Below are 26,975 nucleotides of genomic sequence, written 5' to 3'. Positions count from 1 at the left end.
TATGAAGCAACGGAAAGAGGATAGCCCAAATCAGCAGATTGAGAAAGAACTCGCCACCATCGACTCGCTGCTACGTAGTGAATCGTTCGCGGTGGAGATAGCCGAAGCTCAGAATAGGGCGTACTACGTTGGAGTGGGCGAAACACCTAAACCTTTATTGGTGCTTGGAGATGATACCGCCAGCGTAACTATCCGGAAGCGGGACGAAAAAATTGCGACGAACGTAGCGGGTTTTTACGCCCTGGAGTGTGGACTTGGGGCGGTATGCGCGAAAACAAATCAGAAGCCAACGGATTTTCTGCAAATGATTGTCGACAATAAAGCCGACTCTGCTACGGTCCTGTTATTAAATCGGTTTGCCAACACTACGTGGAAAGCTGGGCAACCCTTCCGGGGGCTGGAACGGATCAAACGCCCAATTTTTAAAATAGCCAGTCTGTTGCCGGAAGATGAAGTCAAAAAAGATTATGATCAGATCCAGGCAGCGGCAATAAAACTGTTGGCGGCCATGCAGCCCGTTCGGGAGAGTTCCGCAGACGAACAGATGAGGAAGCTGCGGAGTCTATTGCAGGATAAGCAGTTTGCCGCAACCATCGCAGCCTATCAGGATTCTACTTGTTATACAGCCCAGCATAAACCTGCCCCGCCGTTTCTTACCCCCGAAGAGGAGAATGCTACAGTGAAGAAGTCCGTGAAGGAGCAAAAAATCGCCACGAACGTAGCGGGTTTTTATGAGTTGGAAGGTGGCCTTAGTTACCTGGTGACCACCCAGCAAAAACGTCCGTCCACCATTTTGAAGGCAATCGTCGCCGATACGATCAGTAAACAGGACCGAGAATTGCTGTGTCGTTTTGCCAACGCTGGCTGGAAAGCCGGACAACCGTTCCGAGGCCTTGACCGCATTACCCGCGCTACGTTCACGCCCTTCTATTTTCTGTCCGAAGCCGATATTGATAAAGACTGGGTACAGGTGAAAGCTGCAGCAGGAGAGTTATTGAAGAAATTGTAAGTAATGGCGCATGGCATCAAACTGACAATAGTTTTGCATGACCCTGTTAAAGTTATACCGCATGTGTAAAGGCTGGTTACACTCTCCAGTTTTGCCCATTTCAGTGGAGGTAGATTCTTAAATCTGCTTAGTGGGGTTTGTCAATCAATCCTTTGTTCCTGTTCACGAGGTTTTGAGAAACCTCACTGGGCGGGTTTAAGAACCCGTCCCCACAACTCTTACGGTAAACTACTGGTCGAATGGTTAGGGTATGCATTTAGCCAGGGAATGGCCTGGATGCTGCCAGCAAGCCGTATTGCCAATCTGGCGGACACGCCCATATTCGTAAGGAACCCATTCCCCGCCTTTGGTATTCTGCGTCATCACGGCCAATACGTGTGTACTGTTGACAAGTCCCATCTCGATAATGAAAGCGGTCAATAGTACCTTTTGCACTGGAGAAAGCCGAGTCGAAGCAGTTACTCTGGTCAACGGAGGATTCAGTACATCGAGCCAAAAGTCAAAACCGTTGCTATAGGCCATGTTGGCGATACGTAGCGCGTAGTTTTTATCGACTCGACGGTGAGAAACGAACAGCCGATGTACAGGACAACTCCGCCTGGGCGACATAGATGGTAGCGTTTTTAGATTATTCAGCAGATCGGCCATGGCAAATTCGGACGGAACCGGCCGATCAGGGCTGAATGTTTCTTGCCAGAGAGAAAGCGAACGGAAGAAGGTCTCATCTTCCTCCGTTGATTCTACGATCGATGCGAAGCGATTCCACAGGGGACGGTCCTCGTTGTCATAAAAATTATAGCTGGCCATAAACCTTTATTGAACAGCAGAACACCATAAGAAAATCAACTGCTTACAACATTTCTTCCAACGATTGCTTTATCCTCCGTATCACTTCTATGATTTCTTTCGACTTGTCTTCTCCCATCTCTAATGCATCTTCCAGAAATTCCAGGTTTTCGATTTCAGCCTGACGCTGACCCTGGGTACCAATCATGTCCCAGGCATTTTTGTATTCACTTAGAATACTATCCTCGGTAACCTTTGTGTCGCCGAGGAGTCGTTTACCTAAGAGAAGCGTAGCCTCAGCAAGCCAATCCCAATATTCTTTCTCGTCCTGATCTTTCCTGCGAATGTTCTCCAACTCATCATCAACGGCTTTCTTAACTTCGCCCTTTTTAGGTAGGTTGTTTTTTCCCCACTCGTGACCATCTGCCAGCACAAGCGCATTTTCGATGGATAACCAGTTGACCAACGGATAATATTTCGCCTTGTTATTAACCGAATCGTACGCTTTTCGGTAGTAGGAAGCTGAGCAGGAATAGGCTTCCTGTTTATCCGTTTTGGTGTCGCTGATCATCGCCAGCCGTTTGTACGCACTGGCCAGGATATTTGTCCGCTCAACCGTCGCGCCAAACCGGTTCAGGTTTTCTAAATCTTTGATGACTTCTTTCAACCCTACAATTGCCTCCTGCTTTACTTGGGTATTGCTTTGCCCTTCTTTCTTTACTTGTTGGGCATACAGCTTAACTTTTGTATTACAATATTTTTCGGTAGCCGAGAACGAAAAAGTGGATTTCTCTTCTTTCCAGAGCGCATCGAATTTTTTAATAGCCAGCTCATATTTGTTCAGGGCGCTGTATAAAAGTGCCTGAAGTTCAGTGATCCTTCCGCTCTGGATGCCAGCCTGTATGAGCGCTTTTTCGATCGCGTCCATGGTCTGTCCGATGGTTTCAGGGTCGTAGCCGCCACTTTCAACTTTGTGAAGCAGGTTACTCAATTCGATTTCGGCTTCCTCGGGAATAATAAAGCTGTAAGCTTCCGTTGTTTTTCGGGCGTCGTTCGAAAGTTTATAAAACGGATCGCCATAACACTGATACGCTCCCCAGGTATTGTTCCGGGACCCGTATTTTTCGAATATGGTTTTGCGCGCCTTTTTGATGGCTTCACCGAAAGTATATCGCTCAAACATGTATTGATAGAACCGTTCGGCAAATTCGAGCGCTGCACTGTCGTTGACCGCCCACCCGGCCACGACCACCGCCTTGACACCGATCTGAATTAGCTGTGTACCAATATTGGCGGCCAATCGAAACCGGCTTTGGCTAAATTTCTCGGCCGTGCCGTCAGCCTGACCCAGATAGCAGCAATTGACAAAGACCAGATCAGGTACGTTGCTCATCTGGTCGATGTGAGAAGGGGTGAGTAACGCATGCGGACCAATTAGCATACCCGTGGGTTGATTGGGGTCACTGTTGAAAACGCCATGGCCAGCCAGATGGACAATTTTATAATTCTTGCTGAACAGATTCAGCAGAATTTGTTCAGCCGATCCTCTCAGTAGCCTTGTTACGTCGAAACCCTGTGTACCAAACAGATCAGCTACTTTTTCGCCTTCGGCCTGAGCTGCGGGCAGTTGAATCGCCGGATTTTTTAGGTCAGGATCACCGATCACAATGGCGGTACGTTCAGCTACCGGATTGATGTTGATGCGGAAATCACCAGTAGCCAACTGGCGAATCATACCGGCGTTTACGCTCAGAGGTCGCGCATTGGCCAGGTTATCCTGCAACAATTCCCAGGGGAAAGCGGCTGTGTATTTGTCTACGATCCAGTTGATGTTATTTTGGCGCTTGACCTGATCCTTGAAATCGTTGGGAATCATCAGTTCAAAGATGGCTTTGGCTAGTTCGGGTGACCAGTCATCTTTTCGGGATATGCCTTCCAGCATCTTGATGAGCGTATCGTTGAGCGTTTTCAGCGAACGTTCTTCAACCCGGGCGGCATCGGTAGAAATCGTAAACCGCAGATCGTGTCGTTGACTAGGCGCTACGTCCTCGTCATCTGCATAGCGACCCACGTTGATACGTGTCCACCATTCGGTCGTATCATCAACCGGCAGCCGCTCACGCCATCCGATGAGCTGTTTGATCTTGTTGCCACTTCTAAAAATATTTAGCGACCGACTTTCTTCCTTCTCTATGGCACCAATTGCCTTTACGCAGGCCAATGCCCTGTCTTTGTAGAGTTCGACAAACTCGATTGTATCGATGATCCTGGGCGAGTCGTAGATCTGCCGAATTTTAGTATTGGCGTTTTGCACGCCCTGTATGATTGCCCGTATCGAATTTTCGACCCGCAACCCGCCGTAACCAGAACCAATCAATAAAGCGGAAAGGCCGATACGCTTGGGCGTCAGGTCTTTACTCAAGGATGTGTCCGATTTGCTGTTCAGGATGGCTAAGTACTTGGAGGCACCCTGTTCAACGGCACTTGTAAGCCGGACTTCCGTCAGAAAACCCTGTCGGCCCAAACCAATGATGATCGATCCCTGAAACCCTTTCGTTTTTCCAGATTCTACGACTTCGCTGGTGCCAAACGCGCCCGGATACAGACCTAACTGATGCCTACGACCTAATTCTCCATGCAGGTTCCAGTCAATGACCTTTTCGGCCGAGAGGATACCGTCGTTTTCAAAATGACCTGCCAGCAATGGATACATGGCGTATTTCAGATCACCGTTGCTCACTGAAATCGTTATCGGTACGTCGCTGGCCGTGAAACGATTGTCGGAACCGAGTCCCATCAGGGTTTTCTCGACGCCTTCGGGCGAGAGGTCGAAATCGAAAACGGCTCTGGCTTTGAAGGGTTTACCGGCACCGCGCAGGGCGGGGCGGGTTTTCTTTAGCTGGATGGTGGAGCCTATGTTCAGAATATCCGTGATGGCGCCGAACAACTTTGGATCGTTAGCCAGCTCGCCATGCGCTACGTCTGAATAGTAAACTGTATTCTGCGCAAGCATAGCCGGTGGAATACCGCTATCCCAGGTCACGCTCTCGTCTCCTTCTTTGGTCGCCAGGAATTCCAGCTCCAGCTTTTTGCCCGAACAGGTTTCTTTCTCACCAATCTGATACCCGCTGATCGTCTGCTGATTCTGGCGCGATTGTCCGGCGATATAAACAGCTTGCTTATAGTCAATCGGTCCTGCGTTTAACACTTTAGTGCGGTATGCCTTAAACTGTGTGAGTACGTCGTCGGCAGGTGTAGGCCAGTCGATATCACCGAAGGCTTCCCGCATGTTTTTCCAAACCCCTGGGTCTGCAAAGTCATTGGACGAATCTGTAGTCAGTGGTAACAAACTGAGGATGCCGGGGAATCGGGAAAAGATTTTAAGTAAGTCCTTTCTGGAGTTGCTGATGTCGATCAGATCCAGTTTACTGATCAGCGAATCGAGCCCAAATAGGACGTAGGGAATCCGGAACGAGCCACCCAACGGGGATCCCAGAAACACCAGTCGGAAATCTTTACTGGCATTCAGTTTACCCCAGGTTTCGGAATGATTAATAATGAAATCCCGGATTAGTACACCACCCATCGAGTGCCCGATGAGTTTGATGGGCTGTTGAAAATCCATCAGCTCCGTAAGCTTCCGGTTCAGGGCTGCGGCATTAATGTCCATGCTAAGCCGCCAGTCGAACGGAAAGGTCACAACGTCGTAGTCGCGTATAAGGTACTCCGTTAGTTTTTTGTAAGAACTTCCAACCAGCGAATCTGGACGAACGTTTTTGTTGTTATCGTCGCTGTAGAGCAGGCGGGTAAGCCCTCCGCCGATGAAACTGAAAAAGTTAACCCAGACAAGCTTGTCGTTAACCGTCAACGTACTACCCATAATACCCGGCAACAGAACCACAATTGGCTTCTTGCCCGATACGCTGTTGCGGAATACCCGGCCTCCCGCCAGAATTGCCGGATCAATGTTGCGGATTTCTTCCTCGGTGAACCCGCGGTTTTCCAGTTTGGAAAAACTCGGAATGAGCGTATCGCCCGGATTTTTCAGGGCCAGAAACAGGGCATTTCGGGTCTTGTCGTTTTTGAAGTAATTGAAATGGCTGACATCGGCCCCTTCGTCAAAAAAGTACTGTACTTTCCCGTCGGCCCGTTTGGCGCCGTTGTACATCGAGCGCGTATCGACCACAAAATCATTGTCGCTCCAGAAAAACAGATTCGCCAGCGCAACTTTAATCGCCGACCACTGCCGACTCAGTTTGGCATCGCCCGAAATGACAATCAGGGGGGTGTTGATGATGGCCTCTGGACTGGCATTGTTCAGCATCTGGTTAAACGGCGACTGCGGATTCTGCATCTCCAGCCCTGGAAGCACTGAGGCATCGTCTTTGCTTTCGATCAGGGCCGCCACCAGATCTTTAAACGCAACGTAGAGCGGATTGGTAGCCTGAGCCGCTGCCAGCCCAATCACGTTAAAGAGAACGTTGAAATAGATATCCAGTCGACGTGACGCCAACGTAGTACCGCTGGCCGTACAGGCAACCCGGATGAATTTGTCGATGGTGATGTTTTTGCCGAGGATTGCCGTTTCAATGTCCGCAATTACCTGAAGGTCAGCCGTGCGATTCTGGCGACTGAGGAAATTCTTCTCGTTGGCCGAAAAGCCGCGTTTAGTGGGATCATCGAGGCAAAAGCGGTTCAAAATATCGCCAACCAGCCCTCCGCGCGAGTGGCTGACGAGCGTTAAGGTCGCTTTCTGGGGCAATTGGCTGACCAGATCCAGTACGTTCTCTAACGGACTTTTCGTGAGTGTTTCGTGCTGGAACGCCAGTACGTTCTCTTTATAGGTTTGTGTAATGAACGACCAGACCGTTGTACCCTGCAATTCACTAAACGACCCTTCGGTAGATGATCCGGTACCGTGCAAAAACAGCAGGTACTCGCCGTCGGCGGCTACCGGTTTTTGGGTCAGTTTAAAATCCGCACTGAGCCAGACCAATCCTCGGGTTGGGCCAAGGACTTTATCCTCCAGGTCGCCCGCCAGTTTTCTGACCAGCGGAGCCAGAAGGGTTTTCTTGGAGAAAATCTTAACGACTTTCAAGGCTATCGTTGCCAGCCCCCCGCTACGTCCCAGTTCACCCGTTTGAACTTCGGTAGGAATGTCGATCACATCGTCCTCACCTGCTTCGACGCTACGTAGCTGCGCCGAGGTACCTGGGAAAATCTCATCGATGGTGGTATGGTCGCCGATCCAGACGGAATTATCGTCGTAGGTAAACTCAACTACCTTAGTTTCATCCAGCTTGATGGTTTGGCGGCTCTCGACTTCACCACGGGTCGTGGTGCCAATGACATAGGTCTCGTCAAGCGATAGCGTTTCGGTTTCTTCGGCCGCTACGTTGACGGGCGTGGTGACTTTTTTTTCGCCGTGAACACGAATTTTTATAGTTGCCATGAGGAAGGTAGAGGAATAGAGTAGTCATCTGACAATAAAGAGGTTAGATCTACTGTCAAATGGCTGGTAAGTACGGAAAAGGAACGCTACGTTGGTGTGCTGATGGTGATGGATTTAGCAAACGGTAGACTTGGTGAGTAACCCTATTATTTTTTGATCGATACGTGATCAAAAGAGTAGGAATTTGTGTTATATACGTAGACGACAACTAACTGATGCACCCACAAAAGGTAAGCCGTTCACTGATGGGTTTCCGTCTCAGAAAAGTTAATTGATAGTTTGGATAATCAACCGCGTTTAATGCCTTGTCGAGGACTTAATAGCGAGCGATATATAAACTAGATCGTTCATTTATACGGAGTTGATTACGCTTGGATAATACCCATAAAAGTTTTGGTTTATTTTCGTAGATCCCCAGTTGGTGGTCCGCTAAAAAAACGCTATTTTAGCCCTTAACTCGAGAAAGAGCTGATGGCTAACCAAATCCGTCTATTATTTAACTACTCTTATTCCTATTTTACTCAATGACTATGGCATCTGGAGCATTTGCCTCCATCAGTACCCTTGAATTTCGTCATACAGATTATACCCTAGAACAAGCCGAAGCGGCCAACGATGCCTTCGATCTGGCAGTTAAACAGTTTCTGCGCGAGTGGATCGAGCAAGGGACCGTTTCAACCAAAAGCCTGGAGGAATCCGACGATGTCGAGGAGTTTATTGAACACGGTGCCCTGCGAAGTTTTTTTAAATATCGGGACGATGCCTTTGAGCGCCTGCTCGAACACGAGCCCATAGCCAGCCATTTATTACGTCCCATCGATGAGGTCTATTTCCTGGGTGATGCCTATGAGCCGCTATTAGCTAAATTTGAGAAGCGTATCTATAACATTGCCGCCCAGCGCGAACACCTGGAAGTGCCGTTTCGGTACAGCCCGCCCAGCCGCCAGGGAACGCATGGTGATACGATTCAACTGATCGATACATCAGACGGGCAACCCCGTGAAGATATTGGTGTCTATTTTGGTACCCGTCGTTCGGATGAAACGGCGTTGGCTATTCTGGCGCATCAACTGCGTTGGGAAGCGATGGCTGCGTCTGAAATGCCCACCCACGTTATCACTGAAGGCTACATGCATGATTCGCTCCAGCGGGTAAGAACCCTTACGGAACAACTGGGTGAGCAGGGGAACACGCAACCTCACTGCTTTGTAATTCAACGACGCCATGCCGCCGATGACCGGCATCTTGGCGCTGCTTTGCTGATCATGGACCCCCAACAACCGGCTTTGCCGCAACGAATTATTTTCTGTGATACGTTGAAACCAGGTCAGCAGCCGCCCTGGTGGAATAAATTCAAACATAAGATCGACGTTGCTTTTCCACAACCCGACGGCCATGCGCCTGCTTCGGACCGGCTGGAAGATGGTGCCGTAAAACTCCAGCGTCTTCATGACGGCGTTCCCGTTCGTCACCAGGATATCGACTGCGCATTTTACACAGCTTCCATGGGTCGGGCACTGATCCAACTGGTAAAAGCCGATGCTGATCTGATTCTTTACGGTTCCATTGACGCGATTGTGGATCAAATGACAGCCCGCATGCCGGAATACTACGAACAACCTAACCAGCCCAAAGAGCCTGAGGTAGTTCGCAAGGTGAATGTAATCCGCCGATGGAATACAGGATGGCAGGCACTGAAAAATCTGATGCAGAACCGGCTAACGGATTTAGTGACCCAGTTGTCAGTATCCAGTGAGCAAGCGCTGGAATATTCGTAACGGCCTGAGACTAGCCTTTATACAAAAGCGCACAACGGGCGATCTGATCTCAGGTCGCCCGTTGTGCGCTTTTGTATTGGATGAATGAATACTTGCTGTTACTCACTTGACTTAGCACCTCACTGTAACTTCGGTTATAGTACTGCAAGCCGGCCTACTGTTTGGGTTTCATCAGCTTGCGTTTGAAAAAGTCAGCGGTAGCGGCACTCATTTTCAGCGCGTTGGTATGTTTCATCCAGTGGTGCGTATCGTCAACGATCACGAGCGTTTCCATTGGAACGCCCTGATTATCAAGACGACGGACCAAGTCTGTACTTTGACTGAAGCGCACGTTCCGGTCGTCGTCTCCGTGGATGATGAGTACGGGAGACGTCCAGGTTTTTACCGACGAAATGGGCGATGATTCATAGACGACTTTATTGGCCAGGTCGAGGTCCGGTATTTTTTCAGCCCGATCGCTTTGTGCGCCACCGTAACGTTGCTGACTCCAGTCATGTACGCCATGAATATCGACGCCAGCGGCAAAGAGTTTCGAGTCGCGGGCGAGAGCTAATGCCGTCAGGTACCCACCATACGAACCGCCATAAATACCGATTTTGGTCGCATCGACCTGCGATTGCTCGGTAAGCCAGATAGCCGCAGCCCGAACATCCTGATATTCCGAGGCCCCGGATGCTCCACCATTGGCAGGCTGATGAAAATCATAACCGTAACCGATGCCCAACCGATAATTGACCGATAGAACCACAAATCCCTGACTGGCCAGATACTGGTTGAGCGCATACGAATTGGCGTAATAATCCGAATAATTCCAGCCTAACAGCATCTGACGCGGAGGGCCGCCGTGTACGTAAATTAAGGCTGGTTTTTTTGCAGGGCCACCAACTGGTTCAAACAGTTGCCCATGAACGGTCATGCCGTCCGGCGCTTTAAACGTAATCTGTTTTGGGGTTACTAACTGATTCGCTGGGAAGCTGGCGGGTACGAGGTTCTGGGCAAGCACCTTGGTCGTTCCTTTCGTAAAGGACATAATGGCTGGTAAGGGCGGGCGCTGAGCCGTCGCGCTGATCATCGCTACGGTCGATCCATCACCGGTGATAACGGGTGTCCATTCAAGACCACTGCCGGGTGTCAGCACTTCCATGGCCGCCTTATCGACGGGTACGCGCACTACGTGTCGTCGGTCGATATCCAGCTTGTCCGGGCCTGTATTGCCGCTAAATACCAGCCATTTGCCATCAGGGCTTATCGTAATGTGTTCGGCCATGAATGGCGTTGGTGTGAGCAGTAACGGTGTTCCACCAGTCGAAGGCATCGAATATAAATGCGGCCAGCCATCCTGATACGACAGAAAAACGATTCGGTCGCCGGCCGCCCAATGCAGATTAAATCCTCCGTGCGTTGTGGGGACTGAACCGGCCAGCGTTTTAGGTGCCTGCCAGCGTTGTATGGCTAAGCCCGATGCTACGTCGGCAGTCCAGATACTCCAGGGTCGGTGTCGACGCGCCAGGAGCGAGTCCGGTGCACCACCGCTCCCGGGCGTGCGGACAAACACAATCTGTTTACCATCGGGCGACCAGCGCGGTGATTCATCATGCGCGAAGGAAGGGGCTATCCAACTTATTGGCGTTGTTTCGTTTGTAAAAACGCCGACAAATGAATGATCTTTCCGGTCGCAGACAAACGCCAGTTTCGACCCATCAGGCGACCATTCGAGTGAACTGTTCGTGCCCCGAGCGTTAAATAGTGCTTTAGCGGCTGATGATCCATCCGCCGGAGCTATCCAGACCTGACCTGATTTGATAAACGCAATTCGATCGCTCTTTGGGGAAATAACGGGAGCGTCGCCTTCCGCGATTGCCTTGCCTTGACCGCCGGCAAACGGAAAACTCCAGATCTGAACTTTGGGCGGTACGGGACCTGAAGTTGTATTGACGGGCAATTCGTCATCCCAGTTCGAACCGTGGTCGCCACCGCGAACGAAGACAACCCATTTTCCGTCGTCGGAAATTGACAGGCTGGTGATTTCCTGGCCATCATCCTCGTTGTAACTGGTGAGTTTACGGGGCGTAAAATCGGGTCCCTGTGCTACGTATACGTTCCGTTTGCCCTGCTCATTGAACGCCCACGCAATCTGCGAACCCTGCGCCGAACTGGTTAATTCCGTTGGAAAAGGATAACTTTTGACAGACTCTAACGAAAAGGTCTGGGCTTGTAGGGCAAGGGGCTGAACAAGAAGAATGCCGAGTGTCAGGCATAGAAAAGTAAACGTCTTCATGTGCTGTAAATGAGGAATAAAATCACGTCACCGATCAGGCGAATCATTGCTCTCAAATAAGCACTTTATTTTTTATTTTAGCTGGCCAACAGGATAAAATTCTAAAAATCAACGCTATCGTAATATAATTTGTCGAAAGTATAATCGCATATCCTCTGAAACTAGCGACCTGTTTCAACATACCGTTTACCCCATTGACAGAAATTATGTAAAAGTTGCACCAACTCGCGGCCACTGTCCGTTAATCGATACTCTACCCGAACCGGAATTTCACTATACATGGTTTTGGTCAAAATTTCAGCCGCAATCAGTTCGGTCAGACTTCTCGACAATACCATGTCGGAAATACCTTCCAGTTGTGCTTTCAATTGCGTAAAACGGGTGTAATCTTTTTCAATCAGCAGAAGAATCTCCGACGCCCACCGCTGACTAACGAGCTTGAGTACTTTATTCAGTACGCAACGTTCTTCCAGAAAGACTTCGTTGATAATGTTTGTTGAGGCAAGTTTTCGTTCGCTCATCGTTACTCACATTTTTGTTAGCTACTCACAACTGGCTGATCGTTTGTGTCCGTCTGAGGCTGCTTTTACCTTTGGCAAAAACAACACACCGCATGAACGTTCGTGTAAAAATAATCAACGCATTCAGTATTGATAATGCAGGTGGCAATCCGGCCGGTGTCGTCTTAAATGCTGATGCTCTGACCTCCGCTGAGAAGCAACAGATAGCCGCTAAAGTAGGCGTACCCGAAACGGCTTTTGTCTCGCGTTCGCAGACAGCAGCAATCAAGCTGGATTTTTTCACCCCAGCCAAACAGATTCCACATTGCGGCCACGCAACCATCGCCGTCTTTTCGTACCTCAGGCAGCAGGGGTTGCTATCTGGAGACGTATCGTCTAAAGAAACTATCGACGGGAATCGGACCATCTTTTTTGAATCCGGCAAGGCATTCATGGAGCAAAAAGCACCAACATACAGTAAACCCGAGCGCGATTATCCGGTTATCTATCAATCGATAGGCATTACGGAGGAAGATCTTGTTCCTGGTTTATCACCGATGATTGTGAATACAGGCAATTCGTTCCTGGTCATTCCACTCAACGATGAACGGATTCTGACGAATCTGAACCCCAATTTCGAACAAATTCAGGCCATTTCCGGGCGGTATGGACTAATCGGCTATTATGCTTACACGCAACCGGAAAACGATACGTTTCTACAGGCCACAACGCGAATGTTTGCCCCGCTGTATGGAATCGATGAAGAATCAGCTACCGGCATGGCTGCCGGACCACTGGCTTGTTTCCTGTATGATAATAATCTGGTAGACACTAATTTAATTCGGATCGAGCAGGGTAAGTTTATGAGCCATCCGTCCCGGAGTTTGCTGGAAGTCAGATTGGAGACAGAGAGTCGCACAATCAAAAAATTGTTTGCCGGAGGGAACGCCTACGTATCGGGCGAGCGGGTAATCTGAACCGTCCAGGCTAATAAGACGGTTCAGGACTTTTAATTCTGAAAACAGCCCCTTCTAACGTTTCGTCTACGCGAATTTGGCAGGCGAGTCGGCTGTCAGATTCGGCGTCGGGGAGCGTGTCCAGCATATCGAGTTCGGCATCCTGTGCGGAGGGTAACGTATCGATTCCATCCAGAACCTGCACGTGACAGGTTGCACAGAGCGCCATGCCCCCACAGGTGGCCAGAATGGTATACTCCGACGCTTTCAGCACTTCCATCAGGCTTAGGTTAATGCCTTCGGGTATTTCGATCGGCTGTCGTTCGCCGTCTCGGTCTTCAATGGTGAAGTGGATCATAGCAATGTGTGGAGAAAGGGAGGATGGAAGAAGGGGAGGAGTAAAAATCGATTGGGAATCTACCAACCCTTTCATCCTTCCTCCCTTTCCGTTTAAAAAGTAGGTACGCCGTTAACGGTCGTGTATTTAAAACTCAGTTTCTGATCGGGGTGAACGTAGCGGAAAGCACTCTGACACATTAGGGCCGCTTCGTGGAAACCACAGAGAATCAGTTTCAACTTACCCGGATACGTATTGATGTCGCCAATGGCGTAAATCCGCTCGACGTTGGTTGAGTAGTCTGTCGTGTTGACATTAATGGCAGATTTGTCGATAGAAAGTCCCCAATCGGCGATCGGGCCTAGTTTTGGTGTCAGGCCAAACAGCGGAATCAGATGATCGGCAGGCAGGATCGTTACGGTCTTGTCTTTTGCCGTAATGCTCACCTCGTTCAGATGGCCGTTGCCGTTGATCCGGGTGATGTTTGATTGCAACACCAGATTAACACGTCCCTGATTCGCCAGATGGAAGACCTTCTCGGCCGAATCTGGTGCGCCCCGGAACGTATCACTGCGGTGAACGAGTGTAACTTCTTTCGCTATGTCGGCGAGGAAAATTGTCCAGTCGAGCGCGGAGTCGCCACCGCCTGCCAGCACTACCCGACGGTCGCGAAGTTGTTCTGGATTCTTAACCATGTAGGCCACGCCCTTGCCCTCGAATCGCTCCAGATTTTCAATCTCTGGCTTGCGCGGTTCAAAGCACCCCAATCCACCGGCAATGACCACTACCTGGCAGTAAACGGCCGTTCCTTCGTTAGTGGTAATAATATATGAACCGTCGGTCTGCCGATCCAGCAACTCAACGCGCTCACCCAATGTAAAGCCGGGATTGAACGGAGCAATCTGATCCATTAGGTTATCGACCAGCACCTGCGCGTTAACAGCTGGATAACCTGGAATATCGTAGATCGGTTTTTGCGGATAAATCTCTGAAAGCTGCCCGCCTACCTGTGGCAATGCATCAATCAGATGGCACCGCATTTTCAATAAACCGGCTTCAAAAACGGCAAACAAGCCCACCGGACCTGCGCCAATAATACAAATATCTGTTGTTATCATGTGGTTGTGGATGAGTTGGACGTACTGCCTCGTCAATCGTTATAAGGTGTTGTGTAGGAGCAGACAGTCATAGCTCTGCTGCAATACGCCGTAAAGGTAGAGGCACATACAGGCTCGGAGGCTATGATAAATTGGAATGAGGGATAAGCAGAGGGAATACGGATTGCACTTCGGTACCTCTCTTTCCGGGTTAGTGATCGATTGGCTACGGTTCGTCAGTAGATCGTTTCAGTTCAGTCAGGCGAGTGGCAACTTTGTCGCATCAATCAACCGAGAGAAATTATGCATCCACACCTTAAACTAATTTTCAGCCTTGTACTTACACTAAGTCTTGGGGTATCGGCTAGTGCCCAAACGTACCAGAATGCCATCGGTCTGTCGCTCGGTACGTTCCGACTGCAGTCGATCGATCAGCAGGCATCGGTGCTGGAGTATTCGGGCAATGCGCTTCCCTTAGTCGGGCTCACGTACCGCCACTGGTCCGAAAACTCGCGCTTTAACCTGCGTCTGACAGGCGGTGCCGGAACGATGAATCCGTCGCGATTTGGCCCACGCACGTACACAACGCCGATGGGTGAGGGGAAAACCTATTCGTATCAGATTTCGTCGGCGATGTATGTGTTTGATCTGGAAGCGGATTACCTCCGGCGTGTTGGCTCGGCTGAACCGGGTAAATTCACTACCTGGGTGGGCGGTTCGATTCGGGAGTCGGCCTGGTACGCCGATGAGGTTGGTAATTTTCCGTGGATCGTTAATACGGCTACGCTGGCGCCGGTCATACAAACCGACTATGCTTTCCAGCCAAATCATAGCCTCACGCTACGTATCGACATGACCGTTCTGGGGCTGATCAGCCGCGCGATCTGGTCGAACTTTCCCAAATCGACGGATGATACGAACGTTGGGGCCTATTTCAAACAGGGAACCCGGGTAGTAACGGTAGGTAAGCTGGGAAACGTGAATGTGCAGGTTGGCTATAGCTATCGTATGAGTTCGCGCATGAGCCTGGGCGCTACGTATCGGGCCCGTTATCTGTCGTACCCAGATCCGCGTCCTGTTCGGGCGGTTAGCAGCTCGATTTCCATTGATGGCGAAGTTCATTTCTAATCTCTACAACCATGAAAAAGATACCTTATCTACTCGTGCTGTTCTTCCTGACAACAGCCTGTACACCACAGCTTATCAGTCCACAAACGGCTAATTCGCCCATAACTAATTTCGATTATCTGTGGAAAGAATACGATCTGTTGTACGGGACGTTTGAACCTAAAAAAATCGATTGGGAGGCTGCTTATAAAACGTATCGCTCCCAAATCACCGAAAAAACAACGGACGCCGAACTGTATCAGGTGATGACGAAACTGCTGGACGTACTGGACGATAACCACGTTTACCTGCGCCCGACAGCCGATACGAAACTGCCCTGGTATTCGGGCGGGATTCTGGGCCGAACAGCCGTCACAGATTACAACGCCGATGTCGTGAAAACATACTTGACCGAAACCAGAGAGATTACGCGCGAATTTCTGTGCAGCAAAACCAAACAGAACGTCGGCTACATTCTGCTGAAAGGGTTCGAGAATAATTACGGTACCTATGAGAAAACAATGGACTCCGTGCTGACCTACTTAAAAGACACGAAAGGCATCATCATCGACCTGCGCGATAACGGCGGTGGTGAAGATCGGATAGCGCAATATGTAACAAACCGGTTTGCCAGCGAGCGACATCTGTCGTTCACGGCCCGAATGCGGAACGGACCCCGCCACACTGATTTTGCGCCTGAGTTGACGTTTTATACCGAACCTGCGGGTATGTTTCAGTACACCAAACCGGTTGTGATACTAACCAATATATCGTCATACAGCTCAGCAGAAACATTCGTGCTAGCCATGCTGCAAAATAAGCAGGTCACGCAAGTTGGCGACGTAACGGGCGGGGCTTTTCCCGATGCACTTCCCCGGGATTTACCGAATGGCTGGAGCTTTCGCGTACCCATCGCCGACGTTCGCGATGCAAATGGGCAGAGTCTGGAAGGAATCGGGATCATACCCAAAATCCGGATAAAAAATACACCGGAAGAAATAAAGGCGGGGTACGACCGGGCGCTGGAGCGGGCTATTGAGTTGTTACAATGAACGGGGCCGATTACCTTGCAACTGTTGATCAACGACGGATGATACGGTTAAACGATAAATGGTTTCGACTGGTGGGAATTCCGGCGATGGCGTTGCTGGGGAACTGGATTTTTTACGACGAAATCAATCGGCAGCACAACCAGCAGGTCTGGATCGACTGGATCTTCAGCCTGCTGGAAGTGTCGCTGCTCTGGACGCAGGCCCGCTACGGCATCCTGCGGGCGCGACGTCGTTATCCAACGCTAAGTGAAACCCGGCAACGGATTCTGTATCAGGTAGTTTGGTTTCTGGCTGTAACGGCTTGCCTGCGATTGCTTACTACGTTCATCTACGACGTAACGATGTTCTGGGGCTATTCATATACGCCCATTCGTTACGTATACAACGTAGCGGTTGGCTTCTTTTGCATCATACCGATAGCGGCTATTTACGAAGGCATGTACCTGTATCGGCAATGGACCGTTACGTACTACGAAGCCCAGGAATTAAAAAAAATAAACCTGCAAACCCAGCTGGAATCACTGAAAGAGCAGGTGAAACCACACTTCCTGTTCAACAGTCTCAATACGTTGCAGGGACTGGTGATGGAAGACGAAAAAGAACTGGCCGTAGCGTTTATTATCAACCTGTCGCAGGTGTATCGGTATCTGCTACAGAGCAACGAGCAGGTGCTGATTCCGTTGTCGAAAGAACTGGACTTTATCCGCGCTTACGTCGATCTACTCAAAACCCGCTACGAACAGGGGTTGACGTTAGAGGTCAACGTAGCATCCGATGTACTCGATTATGCATTACCGCCATTGACTCTTCAGATGTTAGTAGAAAATGCTGTGAAACACAATCGCATTTCAACCCGGTCTCCGCTAACGATACGTATTTACAGTGATGCCGCACACAATCTGCTGGTGGTTAATAACCTGCAACGGAAGCAAACGGTCATTCCGTCGAATCAGATGGGTCTGGCGAATATCTCGGCCAAATACCGCCTGCTGAATCAGCCCGACATTGTTATTCACCAGACTGATACCATTTTTCAGGTATCGGTTCCGTTGCTACAACATGTACAGTCATGAACGTACTGATTATTGAAGATGAAGCCGTAGCGGCCCGGCAACTTAAGGCCATGGTCGAGCGGGCAGGCGACGACATTCACGTATTGGCTGTATTCGACTGTATTGAACAATCGGTTGAGTATTTACGGCAAAGTAGCACACAATCAGGTGGAGAAAAGCAGACTATTCATCCCGATTTGATTCTGATGGATATTGAACTGTCGGATGGGCAAAGCTTTGCCATTTTCGAACAGGTGAACGTAACAAGTCCAATCATTTTCACGACGGCTTATGACGAGTACGCGCTACGTGCTTTTGAGGTCAATAGTGTCGATTATCTGCTGAAACCAATCCAGGAAACGGCCTTACGGAAAGCCCTGCAAAAATTTAGGCAGCTTCAGCAAACCTACGGCGGTACGTCAACGGTTACGGTACCTATTAATGACCTGATTCGGCAACTCAGCCAGCGCCAGCAACACGTCATTACATATCGTGAACGGTTTCTGGTGCACGTCGGGCAACGATTGCTGCCGATAGAGAGTTTAGAGGTCGCCTATTTTTATTCGACCAACAAACTAACGTTTCTGAAAACACACAACGACTATCAGTACATGCTGAACTATTCGCTCGATGAACTGGAGAAAACGCTCGATCCCCGCCAGTTTTATCGGGCAAATCGCCAGTTTATCGTGAGCCATAAAGCGGTTCAGAAACTTCATTTATATTTCAACAGCAAACTAAAACTGGATCTACGCCCGGCCGCTGAAGAGGACGTAATGATCAGCCGCGAGAAAGCTATGGCGTTCCGGCAATGGCTGGGGGAATGAGTAAAAGTCAACGTATACCGTTAGAAACGATTATGGATTTGCTTTGATAAATAAACTTTAGTATAGGTTTAGTTGCCTAAAGTTTCCCCCATTATGTTTCGGACAATACGTTTTGCTTTTGCTATGTATTGCTGGCTAATGGCCAGTTTTTCAGTGGCTCAACGTGATAAAGAACAGCGCTTACGGTTGTCAAACGAGTGTAGCTGTTCATCTGCTCTTGAACAAACCATTGATAAAGTCAGTCGAATCTATGCAGGCTTCAACGACAAAGTGACTCCGAAAACGCAGGCGCAGTATGATCGTCTGGTGCAATCCGTACAAAAATCGGGCTAAGTAGGCGAATACACAGGCGGCCTGCCATACTATTTTGAAGTCATATACCGACTTCTTTAAGGACAGTCACGTGTTTGTTATCTGGCAAAAGTATGGTTCACGAACGACCGCCGATGCGCTCAAAGATCGTACAGACCTGGTTGAAGTTAAACCGCTAAATGCTGACTACGTGTATGTTAAACTGGCTGTTTTCAATCAACGCGAAGTTGACAAATTGGACAGTCTACTACGTGCCAACGCCAGTCTGATTGCTAAAACGCCCAATCTGATTTTTGATGTTCGGGGCAATGGTGGAGGAAATGCCAGTACATCCGAAGAGATGGTCAAACTCATTTATACCAATCCGATTATCTATCCCGCCTGGGATTACCGGTCGAGTCCAGAACGAATCCGGGCGACGGAGAAAGAACTGAAAGCCTATCAGAAAGATACCATTACCAATGCCTTTTTTTATCAGCGGGCTAAACAACTGTTGCGTCAGATGCAGGCCAAACCGGGAGAACTGGTACGCGAGGGTGACGACTTAACCCGAACCTCCGACGCCGACCCAGCCGCTAATCCGAAACGGGTTGCTTTGCTTACGAATAAAGGCTGTGGCAGCTCAACCGAGTACTTCGTTTTTGAGGGCAAACAAAGCAAAAAAGTGACATTGTTCGGCACCAATACGTATGGTGTGATGGATTACGGAAGTGATCAGAACTTCGACCTATGCGACGGTACATTTAATCTGGCCACGCCATGGGGACGTAATGGCTGGGTTCGTCAGTACCGCATCGACAACGTAGGTTTTGCACCGGACGTACCGATCCCGTCGACTGAAAAAGACTGGGTGGGGTTTGTGCAGAATTACTATCAAAAATTAGAGGCTAAATAACCAAAATGCGAAGATTTTTAGTGGCTCAGTGCTGGTGAATCCAGTTGATTAATGCCTGATTGAATAAGTCAGGCTCTTCGAACTGGGGCGTGTGGGCACTCTTATTAAAAACCTGAATGGTCAGATCGTTAAACTGCGTTTTGATTTGATCCCACAGAAACGGTAAACCCGTTAAATAATCATATTTGCCAAGGGCTAAGAAAACGGGTCGGTCGAACGAATCCAGATTCTGTGTTATATCAATATCACGAAAAACCACGCCCCAGACATGATCGAGAATCTGCATATTCGTGTATACCCCTTCCCACAAAGGTGTCGCATCGAACGTGTGATCGTACCAACTAATCGGTCCGGCACATACGCACATGTGCACAAACCGCCGTTCGGGATCGGCTTCAATTTTCGCTGGCAGTTGAGCCATATTACGTTGGAAAGCGGCTTTCCGCTCTAACGTAGCGTCTTTCTCAAAATAATCCATTCGGGCCTGAGCGGTTGCGGCACTGTAGTCTGGACTTGCTCCGATCATCACGACATGAGATACGTACTGCGGGTATTTTTTGGCGTACTCAAGCGCCATAAACGCATGACCGGAATGACCTAAAATTATAAAGCAATTCAGATTCAGAGTCTTACGAATTAGCTCGATGTCATCCAGCAACACATTCAGGGAAACATCATCGTTTTTCAGATGATCGGGTGGGGGAGGAACAAACCCTCTGTGGTCGATGAAAATAAGCTGTAAATACTGCCGAATAATACCGGAAAATATTTTTGGGTAATAGACCGAATCGCCAATCACTACAGTCGGTATCCCTTCTCCTTCAATGCGGTATCTTAGTGTAAACCCCTGAATGCTGACGTTACCTGTTTTGGTCATTGTTTCTAATAAATTTATCCGAAGTTTTTACGTGGTAGTGAATCACTCACTCCTGAATAACTAACTGGTTTCCTGTACGTATGAAACCTGGGAATAAAGCTACAACGTCAATTTATTCTGCCGGGAAGCAATTGTTGCCAAATGACAAAAAGGCCAGACGAAACGATGTAATGATTACTCAATATGTGAAAAGTACCTGCTTAGAAATTGGTCGAGTTACGTGTGAGCATTGATCCAGCTTTTCCCCTGGCTTTATTCAATCGTTCACACTTGCTGGAATGGCCAGCTTCGATGGAGAAAGCGCCTGATCACCGTCGTTTTGAGCGAAGAGTTGGCGAGCACGTTTTCCGACAGGCAGGACGTTGTCTCGCCAGTCTATCAGCATCTGAACGAACCTTATTTCAAGTGAAAGATGAAGAGAAGGTAGGTAGTGAGGACAACTTCCCCATCTACTCGTTTACCTTTGTATTACTAATCAACCCCAGCGTGTATGCGACAAATTGGTCTACTAGTCATAATCATTACGTTTTTTCAATATCAGCAGGCCTGTCGGAGCCGACAACAAACCGATAGCCAACCCAATGACTCCGTAGCGACGTCGGTTCAGGCAGGTTCATCCGACGTACAAATAACCAGTCGCCTGGCTGGACTCGGGCTAACAACAACTAGTGATTGGCGGGGCATTAACCTTGGCGACGATTTCGCTAAAGTAAAAACCACTGAAAAAGGGGAAGCGTTTGAGAGCGATGCCTCGCACGTCGGCTATACAATCGAGTTCGAAAACCTCGAAACGGCGGATATGCTTTATTACCAGACGAATCAAAAAGTCTCAGCCATTGAGGTCGACTTATTCCTGATCAGTCGGCAATCGGTTACTGATTATCAGAAAGAATTGACGCCTTATTTCACCGCTCGGTACGGTACACCCAAGACTACCGGCGACGAAACTGTCTGGAAGGGATCAAAAGGTGAAACGGTTACGTTAAAAGACGTATCGAAGGGAAAAGATTTTGGGCTGAAAATTAAAATTTCGCCATCGGGCGGTGTAACAACAGCATCCGCGAAATAAAACTGTCTCAGTCATACCCAAAAATAAAGCCCCAACCGTTCGATTGGGGCTTTATTTTTGGATTACGAATCGACTTAGATCGTCTGCATCCAGCCGAACTCATCGGTGATCTTACCAGTCCGTAGATCGGTTAAATAATCCTTCACCCGAGCGGCAAACGAGTTTTCCGGAGAGAATTCGGGTAGCATATAGTCTTGACCATTGTAGCCAATAAGCGAGTAAGGCGACGCGCCAACGGCTGTTCCTGCCCCAAAAGCTTCCGTCAGGCGACCCGTTTCAATGCTACTGATCACCTCTTCAATGGAAACCAGCCGTTCTTCAACCGTGATTCCCCAACTACGGGCAATCTGCAAAATCGAATCGCGTGTAACCCCTTTAAGAATCGAATCCGACGTAGCAGGCGTCACTAATTTGCCATCGATCATAAACATGATGTTCATCGTACCCGATTCCTCAATGTACTTATGCTCACGAGCATCGGTCCAGATCAACTGATCGTAGCCCTGTTGCTGCGCCAGCAGAGTTGGATACATTGAACCGGCATAGTTACCCGCACATTTAGCGTAACCTACGCCCCCTGGTGCCGAGCGGATATACTCGGTTTCAACCTTCAGTTTCGGTGGGTTTGTATAATACGCGCCAACCGGTCCGGTGAAAATGCAGAAACGGTACGTCTTCGATGGCGCTACACCCAGGAACGTATCGGTTGCAAACATAAACGGCCGGATGTACAACGAACTATCGGGCGTGTTGGGCACCCAGTCGGCATCCACCCGTAGCAAGGCTTCCAGACCGCCCATGAACACCTCTTCGGGCAAGGTGGCCATGCACATTCGTCGGGCAGATTCGTTCATACGCTCGAAGTTGGCGTAAGGCCGGAACATCAAAACTTTACCTTCTTCGCTTTTGTAGGCTTTTAGGCCTTCAAAAATAGACTGACCATAGTGTAGCGACGACAGAGCAGGGCTTAGGGTAAAATTGTCAAACGGCACAATCAGTTGATTCTGCCACTGACCGTCTACGAAATCGGCCACGAACATGTGGTCCGAGAAATGTTTTCCGAAAGGCAGATGATTAAAATCTACCTCTTGAAGGCGGGAGCGTTCCGCTTTCCGCAATTCAATTTGCAAGACGTCCGTCGTCATAACAGCTTGTGGTTAATAAGTTTAGCCTCTTTATCAATAGGCTGCGGCAAAGCTAAAAAAATAGGTTGAGTAAATTTAGTTGTCTTGACAACTTTTTTTTAAACGGTCAGGTCCTTGGCTTCCAAACGACTTCCGTTACGTTTAAATCCTGCGCCATTTTGCGGCTTAAAACGAATAAATAATCCGACAGTCGATTCAGATATTGTAACACCAGCTCATCCACGGGCGATTCGTCATTGAGTGCCGTTACGAGTCGTTCAGCTCGGCGGCATACCGTACGCGCCAGATGGCAGAAGGATACGGCTTCATGACCACCCGGCAGTATAAACGCCCTTAACTGAGGTAATTCTGCATCCATCGTATCCATGGCCTGTTCCAGCAACGTAACGTCATTGGGTACAATGGCTGGCATTGATCGATTGGGGGTTTTTTCTGGGTCCATAGCCAACTCGGTTCCAATCGTAAACAACCGATCCTGAATTTCCTGTAACAGGTCTTTGGTTTCAGTGTACAGGGGTTGATCACGTAATAAACCAATCCATGAATTCAACTCGTCGACGGTTCCATAAGCATCAATTCGCAGATCTGCTTTACTAACCCGACGCCCACCAATCAGTGCTGTTTGCCCTTTATCGCCCGTTTTTGTGTAAATCTTCATAATCTCTGAATCAAAATCTGTAACAATTGAATAAGCTAACGGATTTCACCCATTCGAGCCGTACCTTTGCGCCCTACTTCTAATGAATGACCTTGAGCTGGTTGAGTTATTGAGTCAGTCACTCATTCGTTTATTTATCGCACCGGCGACCCGGTCATTGACCAAATGAAAGCAGGTACTTTTTTTGTCCGTACGTGGCGTATTTTGTCCATTCTCGGATTATTGTTCGCATTGTTCAGCAGTTATATTTCGTATCCTGAAAATGTTGCCGTTCGCTTCAATGAATTAAAACAGCCCATTCAAACCATTAATCGGGAAGCGATTTTTTACGTTGCTGTAGCCATTTTTCTCATCAATATTACTCTAATCAATGCCATCAGTAAGCTTTTTCTGCGTTTGCCCACAGCTCAGATTCCTATTCCGAATCAGGCGGTTTGGGTATCACATCGCCCGCAGTTAAACGAGATTTTCAGGAACTGGTTTTATGCACTTACCGCATCTATAAATACGGTGCTGGCCCTCGGATTGTTTGTGCTATCCTTATTAAATCGTGGAGATCGGTCCATGCAGCCGTATGACTATGCCTGGTTACTGCCCGTAAGTACGGCTATTCTGGTCGCTGTGCTGGTTGGGCTACCAGTACGTTTGTTCATGAAACCCGGGGATGATGACTGAAACGCATGAATTTTTGCTGAGCCAGTTTCAATATGATTTGCCTGATGACCGTATCGCGCGGTTTCCGTTATCTCCGCGCGACGCATCGAAACTGCTCGTTTATCGAAGTGGACAGATTAGCCACGAAACCTTTTCGAACTTACCGAATCTACTACCTGAGGGTAGTTTCTTAGTTTTTAACAACACAAAGGTCATTCCGGCGCGTCTGCATTTTACCAAGCCAACCGGGGCTGTGATCGAGTTGTTTCTGCTCAATCCTTTTCCAAATGACCTACCCATTAGTCAGACAATGGAAGCTACGGGATCGGCTATCTGGCAAGGTATGATTGGCAACCGTAAGCGCTGGAAACCAACAGAAACATTGAACACTACGTTCTCAACAATGATTGGCAACGTAACGCTATCGGCATCCTGGCACGACTATGATCAGTCAATCGTTAAGCTTAGCTGGGCCCCAACTGATTTAACTTTTGCCCAAATTATTCAGTACGCTGGCGAAATTCCCTTGCCGCCTTACCTGAAACGTAGCGCCACCGACGCTGACCGGAATACGTACCAAACTGTTTACTCGAAGCAGGAGGGAGCTGTAGCGGCACCAACGGCCGGGTTGCATTTTACGCCAGCTGTGTTCGATTCGCTCTCAGAACGGAACATCGCCTACGATTATCTGACCCTTCACGTTGGAGCCGGAACCTTCCAGCCCATTAAAACCGACGATGTTCGCCAGCATTATATGCATACGGAGCAGGTCGTCTATACGCAGGAAAATCTACAGAATCTTATCAGGCAGTCAGCCAATGTTATTGCGGTTGGTACAACATCTGTCCGCGCTTTGGAAAGCTTATATTGGATGGGCGTTAAAATAATACGTAACGATTCAGACCCGTTTCAACTCGATCAATATTACGCTTACCAAATTCCAGCCGAGCAGAAGCCACCGGTCATTGATTCGCTACGTGCCGTTTTGCAGTATTTGACTGGTATAAAACAAACGTCAATTGTAGCGCATACAAGCATATACATTACCCCTGGTTACCAGTTCAATGTATGTAAAGGTATCATCACCAATTTTCATCAACCCGGTTCAACGTTAATTTTGCTTATTACCGCCCTCATCGGTAAAGATTGGAAACGAGTCTATACGGAAGCGCTTCAACACCACTATCGTTTTCTGAGTTATGGCGATTCATCGCTGCTTTTGCCATAAACCACTACTTTTGCAAAAAAAGGAGGAGAGGGTGAATAGGGCTACGGAAATAAGCCTATATAGTTGTATTTTTTTCTCTCGACCCTCCCTTTCTTTCTTCCCCTACTATGAATTTTATTGAAGAACTCCGCTGGCGTGGTATGTTGAACGACATGACACCCGGTATCGAAGAACAACTCCAGAAGGAAATGACGGCAGGCTACATCGGCTTCGATCCGACAGCAGCTTCGCTTCACATTGGCAACCTCGCCACCATTATGCTGTTAGTGCATTTACAGCGTGCAGGTCATAAACCATTTGCGCTGGTCGGTGGGGCTACTGGTATGATTGGTGACCCATCAGGCCGTTCGACCGAGCGAGATTATTTGTCGGAAGAAACGTTACGACACAATCAGGAAGGTATTCGGGCTCAGTTAGCGCGCTTTCTGAACTTTAGTTCCGGCGATAATGCCGCTGAAATGGTCAATAATTATGATTGGTTCAAAGGAATATCGTTCCTGGATTTTTTGCGGGAAGCAGGCCAGCATATTACAGTCAATTACATGGTTGCCAAAGATTCCGTAAAAAAGCGACTGGAGACCGGTCTATCGTTTATGGAATTCTCTTACCAACTATTGCAGGGCTACGACTTCTACTGGCTTTACAAACATAAAGGTGTCCGATTGCAAATGGGTGGGTCGGATCAATGGGGGAACATTACAACAGGTACCGAGCTAATCCGGCGTAAGGAAGGCGCAGGGACCGACCGTTCGGAAGAACACCAGGCGTTTGCTCTAACCACTCCGTTGATTACAAAAGCTGACGGAACAAAATTCGGTAAATCGGCGGGCGGGAACGTGTGGCTTGATCCCGGCATGACATCCCCTTACCAGTTTTATCAATTCTGGCTTAACAGTACGGATGCCGATTGTCCACGATTTATTCGTGTGTTTACCCTTCTATCTCAACAGGAAATTAAAGAGCTAGAGCGTCAACATAATGAAGCTCCTCACTTGCGAATTTTACAAAAAGCCATTGCAGAAGATGTAACGATACGTGTTCATTCGCAGGCTGGTTATAATTTGGCCGTGAAAGCCTCAGAAGTTCTTTTCGGTAAAGCAACACTTGATACACTGCGGTCAATTCAGGTCGATGAATTTGATGTCATCTTTGAGGGGGTTCCTCAAACTGAAGTTTCTGAAGAGGAACTAGCGAACAGTAAAGATATAACTGATCTTCTATCGGTTGCCAGCCGGGGTGAGGTGTATTCTTCTAAAGGCGAAGCTCGACGGGCCATTATACAAAATGCGGTAAGTATTAATAAACTAAAAGTAGCTGATCCTACGGCACCAGTTGATTTAGAATGGCTTCAGAACCGGTATTTACTGGTATCCAAAGGAAAGAAAAACCATCTTTTGAAAAAAGTTTAAAAATAGTTTAGACGTTAAATGACTGATGGTGGGGCTATTACCAAATAATGTTCGGTAGTAGCCCCAATTATTTTGAGACCGCCCCTTGACAAAAGCGATTCGAAGCCATACCTTTGCAGTCCCAAATCGAAAGAAACAGGGCTGATACAAAGAGCAGCCGCTTGACTATCAGTAGATTACGAGTAACAAGCTGACAATCAATACCCAAAAATATTTTCAGCTTTTACTTGACAAGTGGGAAATAAAGTGTACCTTTGCACTCCCAAACAACGAGAGACGAATAACATCTGATCTCAACAACGCTTCGACCAACGGGTCAGGCGCCAAGTTCTTTGACAAACGGGCAGCACAACAAAAGACTCAACTTTGTGATTTCGATCACCGGTTGAACAACATCGAGATTGGATTTATCTGGTCTCACAATTATTTACGATGGAGAGTTTGATCCTGGCTCAGGATGAACGCTAGCGGCAGGCCTAATACATGCAAGTCGAACG

22 protein-coding genes and 1 rRNA gene are annotated in these 26,975 nt (G+C 48.5%); 14 read left to right on the top strand and 9 right to left on the bottom strand.

Annotation, left to right across the window (positions count from 1 at the left end; all coding sequences use genetic code 11):
- The first annotated feature begins 1 nt into the window (after position 1).
- On the top strand, positions 2 to 1,009 hold the full coding sequence (locus tag IC230_RS18740) for a hypothetical protein (RefSeq protein WP_191040579.1): 1,008 nt from the start codon (positions 2 to 4) through the stop codon (positions 1,007 to 1,009).
- 243 nt (positions 1,010 to 1,252) lie between these two features.
- On the opposite strand, the gene IC230_RS18735 is transcribed toward IC230_RS18740, so the two are convergent.
- Positions 1,253 to 1,816 carry a toll/interleukin-1 receptor domain-containing protein gene (locus IC230_RS18735; protein ID WP_191040578.1) on the bottom strand — a complete coding sequence of 188 codons (564 nt, stop codon included), beginning with the start codon at positions 1,814 to 1,816 and terminating at the stop codon, positions 1,253 to 1,255.
- 43 nt (positions 1,817 to 1,859) lie between these two features.
- A complete protein-coding gene (locus IC230_RS18730; RefSeq protein ID WP_191040577.1) occupies positions 1,860 to 7,247 on the bottom strand; it encodes a DUF7379 domain-containing protein in 5,388 nt (1,795 codons plus the stop codon).
- Positions 7,248 to 7,777: 530 nt separating this feature from the next.
- On the opposite strand from IC230_RS18730, the gene IC230_RS18725 reads away from it, so the two are divergent.
- Entirely contained in the window at positions 7,778 to 9,025 is a 1,248-nt protein-coding gene (locus IC230_RS18725) for a hypothetical protein (protein ID WP_223860715.1), read from the top strand.
- 154 nt (positions 9,026 to 9,179) lie between these two features.
- Here IC230_RS18725 and IC230_RS18720 read toward each other — a convergent pair whose 3' ends face one another.
- Complete coding sequence (locus IC230_RS18720; RefSeq protein WP_191040575.1) at positions 9,180 to 11,303, bottom strand: S9 family peptidase; 2,124 nt, start codon at positions 11,301 to 11,303, stop codon at positions 9,180 to 9,182.
- Positions 11,304 to 11,464: 161 nt separating this feature from the next.
- Positions 11,465 to 11,824: a winged helix-turn-helix transcriptional regulator gene (locus tag IC230_RS18715; protein ID WP_191040574.1), complete on the bottom strand. Its 360-nt coding sequence runs from the start codon at positions 11,822 to 11,824 to the stop codon at positions 11,465 to 11,467.
- Positions 11,825 to 11,916: 92 nt separating this feature from the next.
- On the opposite strand from IC230_RS18715, the gene IC230_RS18710 reads away from it, so the two are divergent.
- Entirely contained in the window at positions 11,917 to 12,780 is an 864-nt protein-coding gene (locus IC230_RS18710) for a PhzF family phenazine biosynthesis protein (protein WP_191040573.1), read from the top strand.
- Between the two features lie 10 nt (positions 12,781 to 12,790).
- Here the strand turns inward: IC230_RS18710 and IC230_RS18705 are convergent, their stop codons facing one another.
- Positions 12,791 to 13,117: a 2Fe-2S iron-sulfur cluster-binding protein gene (locus IC230_RS18705; protein ID WP_191040572.1), complete on the bottom strand. Its 327-nt coding sequence runs from the start codon at positions 13,115 to 13,117 to the stop codon at positions 12,791 to 12,793.
- Positions 13,118 to 13,209: 92 nt separating this feature from the next.
- The gene (locus tag IC230_RS18700; protein ID WP_191040571.1) at positions 13,210 to 14,214 is read right to left on the bottom strand and encodes an NAD(P)/FAD-dependent oxidoreductase; all 1,005 of its coding nucleotides are present in this window, start codon (positions 14,212 to 14,214) and stop codon (positions 13,210 to 13,212) included.
- Positions 14,215 to 14,496: 282 nt separating this feature from the next.
- Between IC230_RS18700 and IC230_RS18695 the strand changes: the two genes are divergently transcribed.
- The 6 genes from IC230_RS18695 (at position 14,497) to IC230_RS18670 (ending at position 19,438) form a co-directional block, all read left to right on the top strand.
- Entirely contained in the window at positions 14,497 to 15,321 is an 825-nt protein-coding gene (locus IC230_RS18695) for a hypothetical protein (protein ID WP_191040570.1), read from the top strand.
- 11 nt (positions 15,322 to 15,332) lie between these two features.
- Positions 15,333 to 16,352 (top strand): S41 family peptidase, encoded by a 1,020-nt coding sequence (locus tag IC230_RS18690; protein WP_191040569.1) that lies wholly within the window; start codon positions 15,333 to 15,335, stop codon positions 16,350 to 16,352.
- A gap of 38 nt (positions 16,353 to 16,390) precedes the next feature.
- Positions 16,391 to 17,425 carry a sensor histidine kinase gene (locus tag IC230_RS18685; RefSeq protein WP_191040568.1) on the top strand — a complete coding sequence of 345 codons (1,035 nt, stop codon included), beginning with the start codon at positions 16,391 to 16,393 and terminating at the stop codon, positions 17,423 to 17,425.
- A complete protein-coding gene (locus IC230_RS18680; RefSeq protein ID WP_191040567.1) occupies positions 17,422 to 18,231 on the top strand; it encodes a LytR/AlgR family response regulator transcription factor in 810 nt (269 codons plus the stop codon). The genes IC230_RS18685 and IC230_RS18680 overlap by 4 nt, the downstream gene beginning before the upstream one ends.
- A gap of 93 nt (positions 18,232 to 18,324) precedes the next feature.
- Positions 18,325 to 18,564, top strand: a complete 240-nt coding sequence (locus IC230_RS18675) for a hypothetical protein (RefSeq protein WP_191040566.1) — start codon at positions 18,325 to 18,327, stop codon at positions 18,562 to 18,564.
- Positions 18,565 to 18,598: 34 nt separating this feature from the next.
- Positions 18,599 to 19,438, top strand: a complete 840-nt coding sequence (locus tag IC230_RS18670) for a S41 family peptidase (protein ID WP_191040565.1) — start codon at positions 18,599 to 18,601, stop codon at positions 19,436 to 19,438.
- A gap of 25 nt (positions 19,439 to 19,463) precedes the next feature.
- On the opposite strand, the gene IC230_RS18665 is transcribed toward IC230_RS18670, so the two are convergent.
- Positions 19,464 to 20,315 carry an alpha/beta fold hydrolase gene (locus tag IC230_RS18665; RefSeq protein WP_191040564.1) on the bottom strand — a complete coding sequence of 284 codons (852 nt, stop codon included), beginning with the start codon at positions 20,313 to 20,315 and terminating at the stop codon, positions 19,464 to 19,466.
- Positions 20,316 to 20,805: 490 nt separating this feature from the next.
- Between IC230_RS18665 and IC230_RS18660 the strand changes: the two genes are divergently transcribed.
- Positions 20,806 to 21,384, top strand: coding sequence for a hypothetical protein (locus tag IC230_RS18660; protein WP_191040563.1), 579 nt, complete (start codon positions 20,806 to 20,808; stop codon positions 21,382 to 21,384).
- A 74-nt stretch (positions 21,385 to 21,458) separates the two neighbouring features.
- Here IC230_RS18660 and IC230_RS18655 read toward each other — a convergent pair whose 3' ends face one another.
- The gene (locus IC230_RS18655) at positions 21,459 to 22,529 is read right to left on the bottom strand and encodes a branched-chain amino acid aminotransferase (protein ID WP_191040562.1); all 1,071 of its coding nucleotides are present in this window, start codon (positions 22,527 to 22,529) and stop codon (positions 21,459 to 21,461) included.
- Positions 22,530 to 22,635: 106 nt separating this feature from the next.
- Positions 22,636 to 23,187, bottom strand: a complete 552-nt coding sequence (locus IC230_RS18650; protein WP_191040561.1) for a cob(I)yrinic acid a,c-diamide adenosyltransferase — start codon at positions 23,185 to 23,187, stop codon at positions 22,636 to 22,638.
- 165 nt (positions 23,188 to 23,352) lie between these two features.
- Here IC230_RS18650 and IC230_RS18645 point away from each other — a divergent pair, with 165 nt between their 5' ends.
- The 4 genes from IC230_RS18645 to IC230_RS18630 all read left to right on the top strand — a co-directional run.
- Entirely contained in the window at positions 23,353 to 23,862 is a 510-nt protein-coding gene (locus IC230_RS18645; protein ID WP_191040560.1) for a hypothetical protein, read from the top strand.
- Positions 23,855 to 25,069, top strand: coding sequence for an S-adenosylmethionine:tRNA ribosyltransferase-isomerase (locus IC230_RS18640; RefSeq protein WP_191040861.1), 1,215 nt, complete (start codon positions 23,855 to 23,857; stop codon positions 25,067 to 25,069). The genes IC230_RS18645 and IC230_RS18640 overlap by 8 nt, the downstream gene beginning before the upstream one ends.
- A 107-nt stretch (positions 25,070 to 25,176) precedes the next feature.
- Positions 25,177 to 26,478, top strand: coding sequence for a tyrosine--tRNA ligase (gene tyrS / locus IC230_RS18635; RefSeq protein WP_191040559.1), 1,302 nt, complete (start codon positions 25,177 to 25,179; stop codon positions 26,476 to 26,478).
- Between the two features lie 429 nt (positions 26,479 to 26,907).
- Positions 26,908 to 26,975 (top strand): 16S ribosomal RNA (locus IC230_RS18630); the annotation flags it as partial.

Source organism: Spirosoma validum (assembly GCF_014699035.1).
Classification (GTDB): domain Bacteria; phylum Bacteroidota; class Bacteroidia; order Cytophagales; family Spirosomataceae; genus Spirosoma; species Spirosoma validum.
The sequence above is the reverse complement of the archived record's forward strand: the minus strand, read 5'-3'. Positions and strand labels throughout refer to the sequence as shown.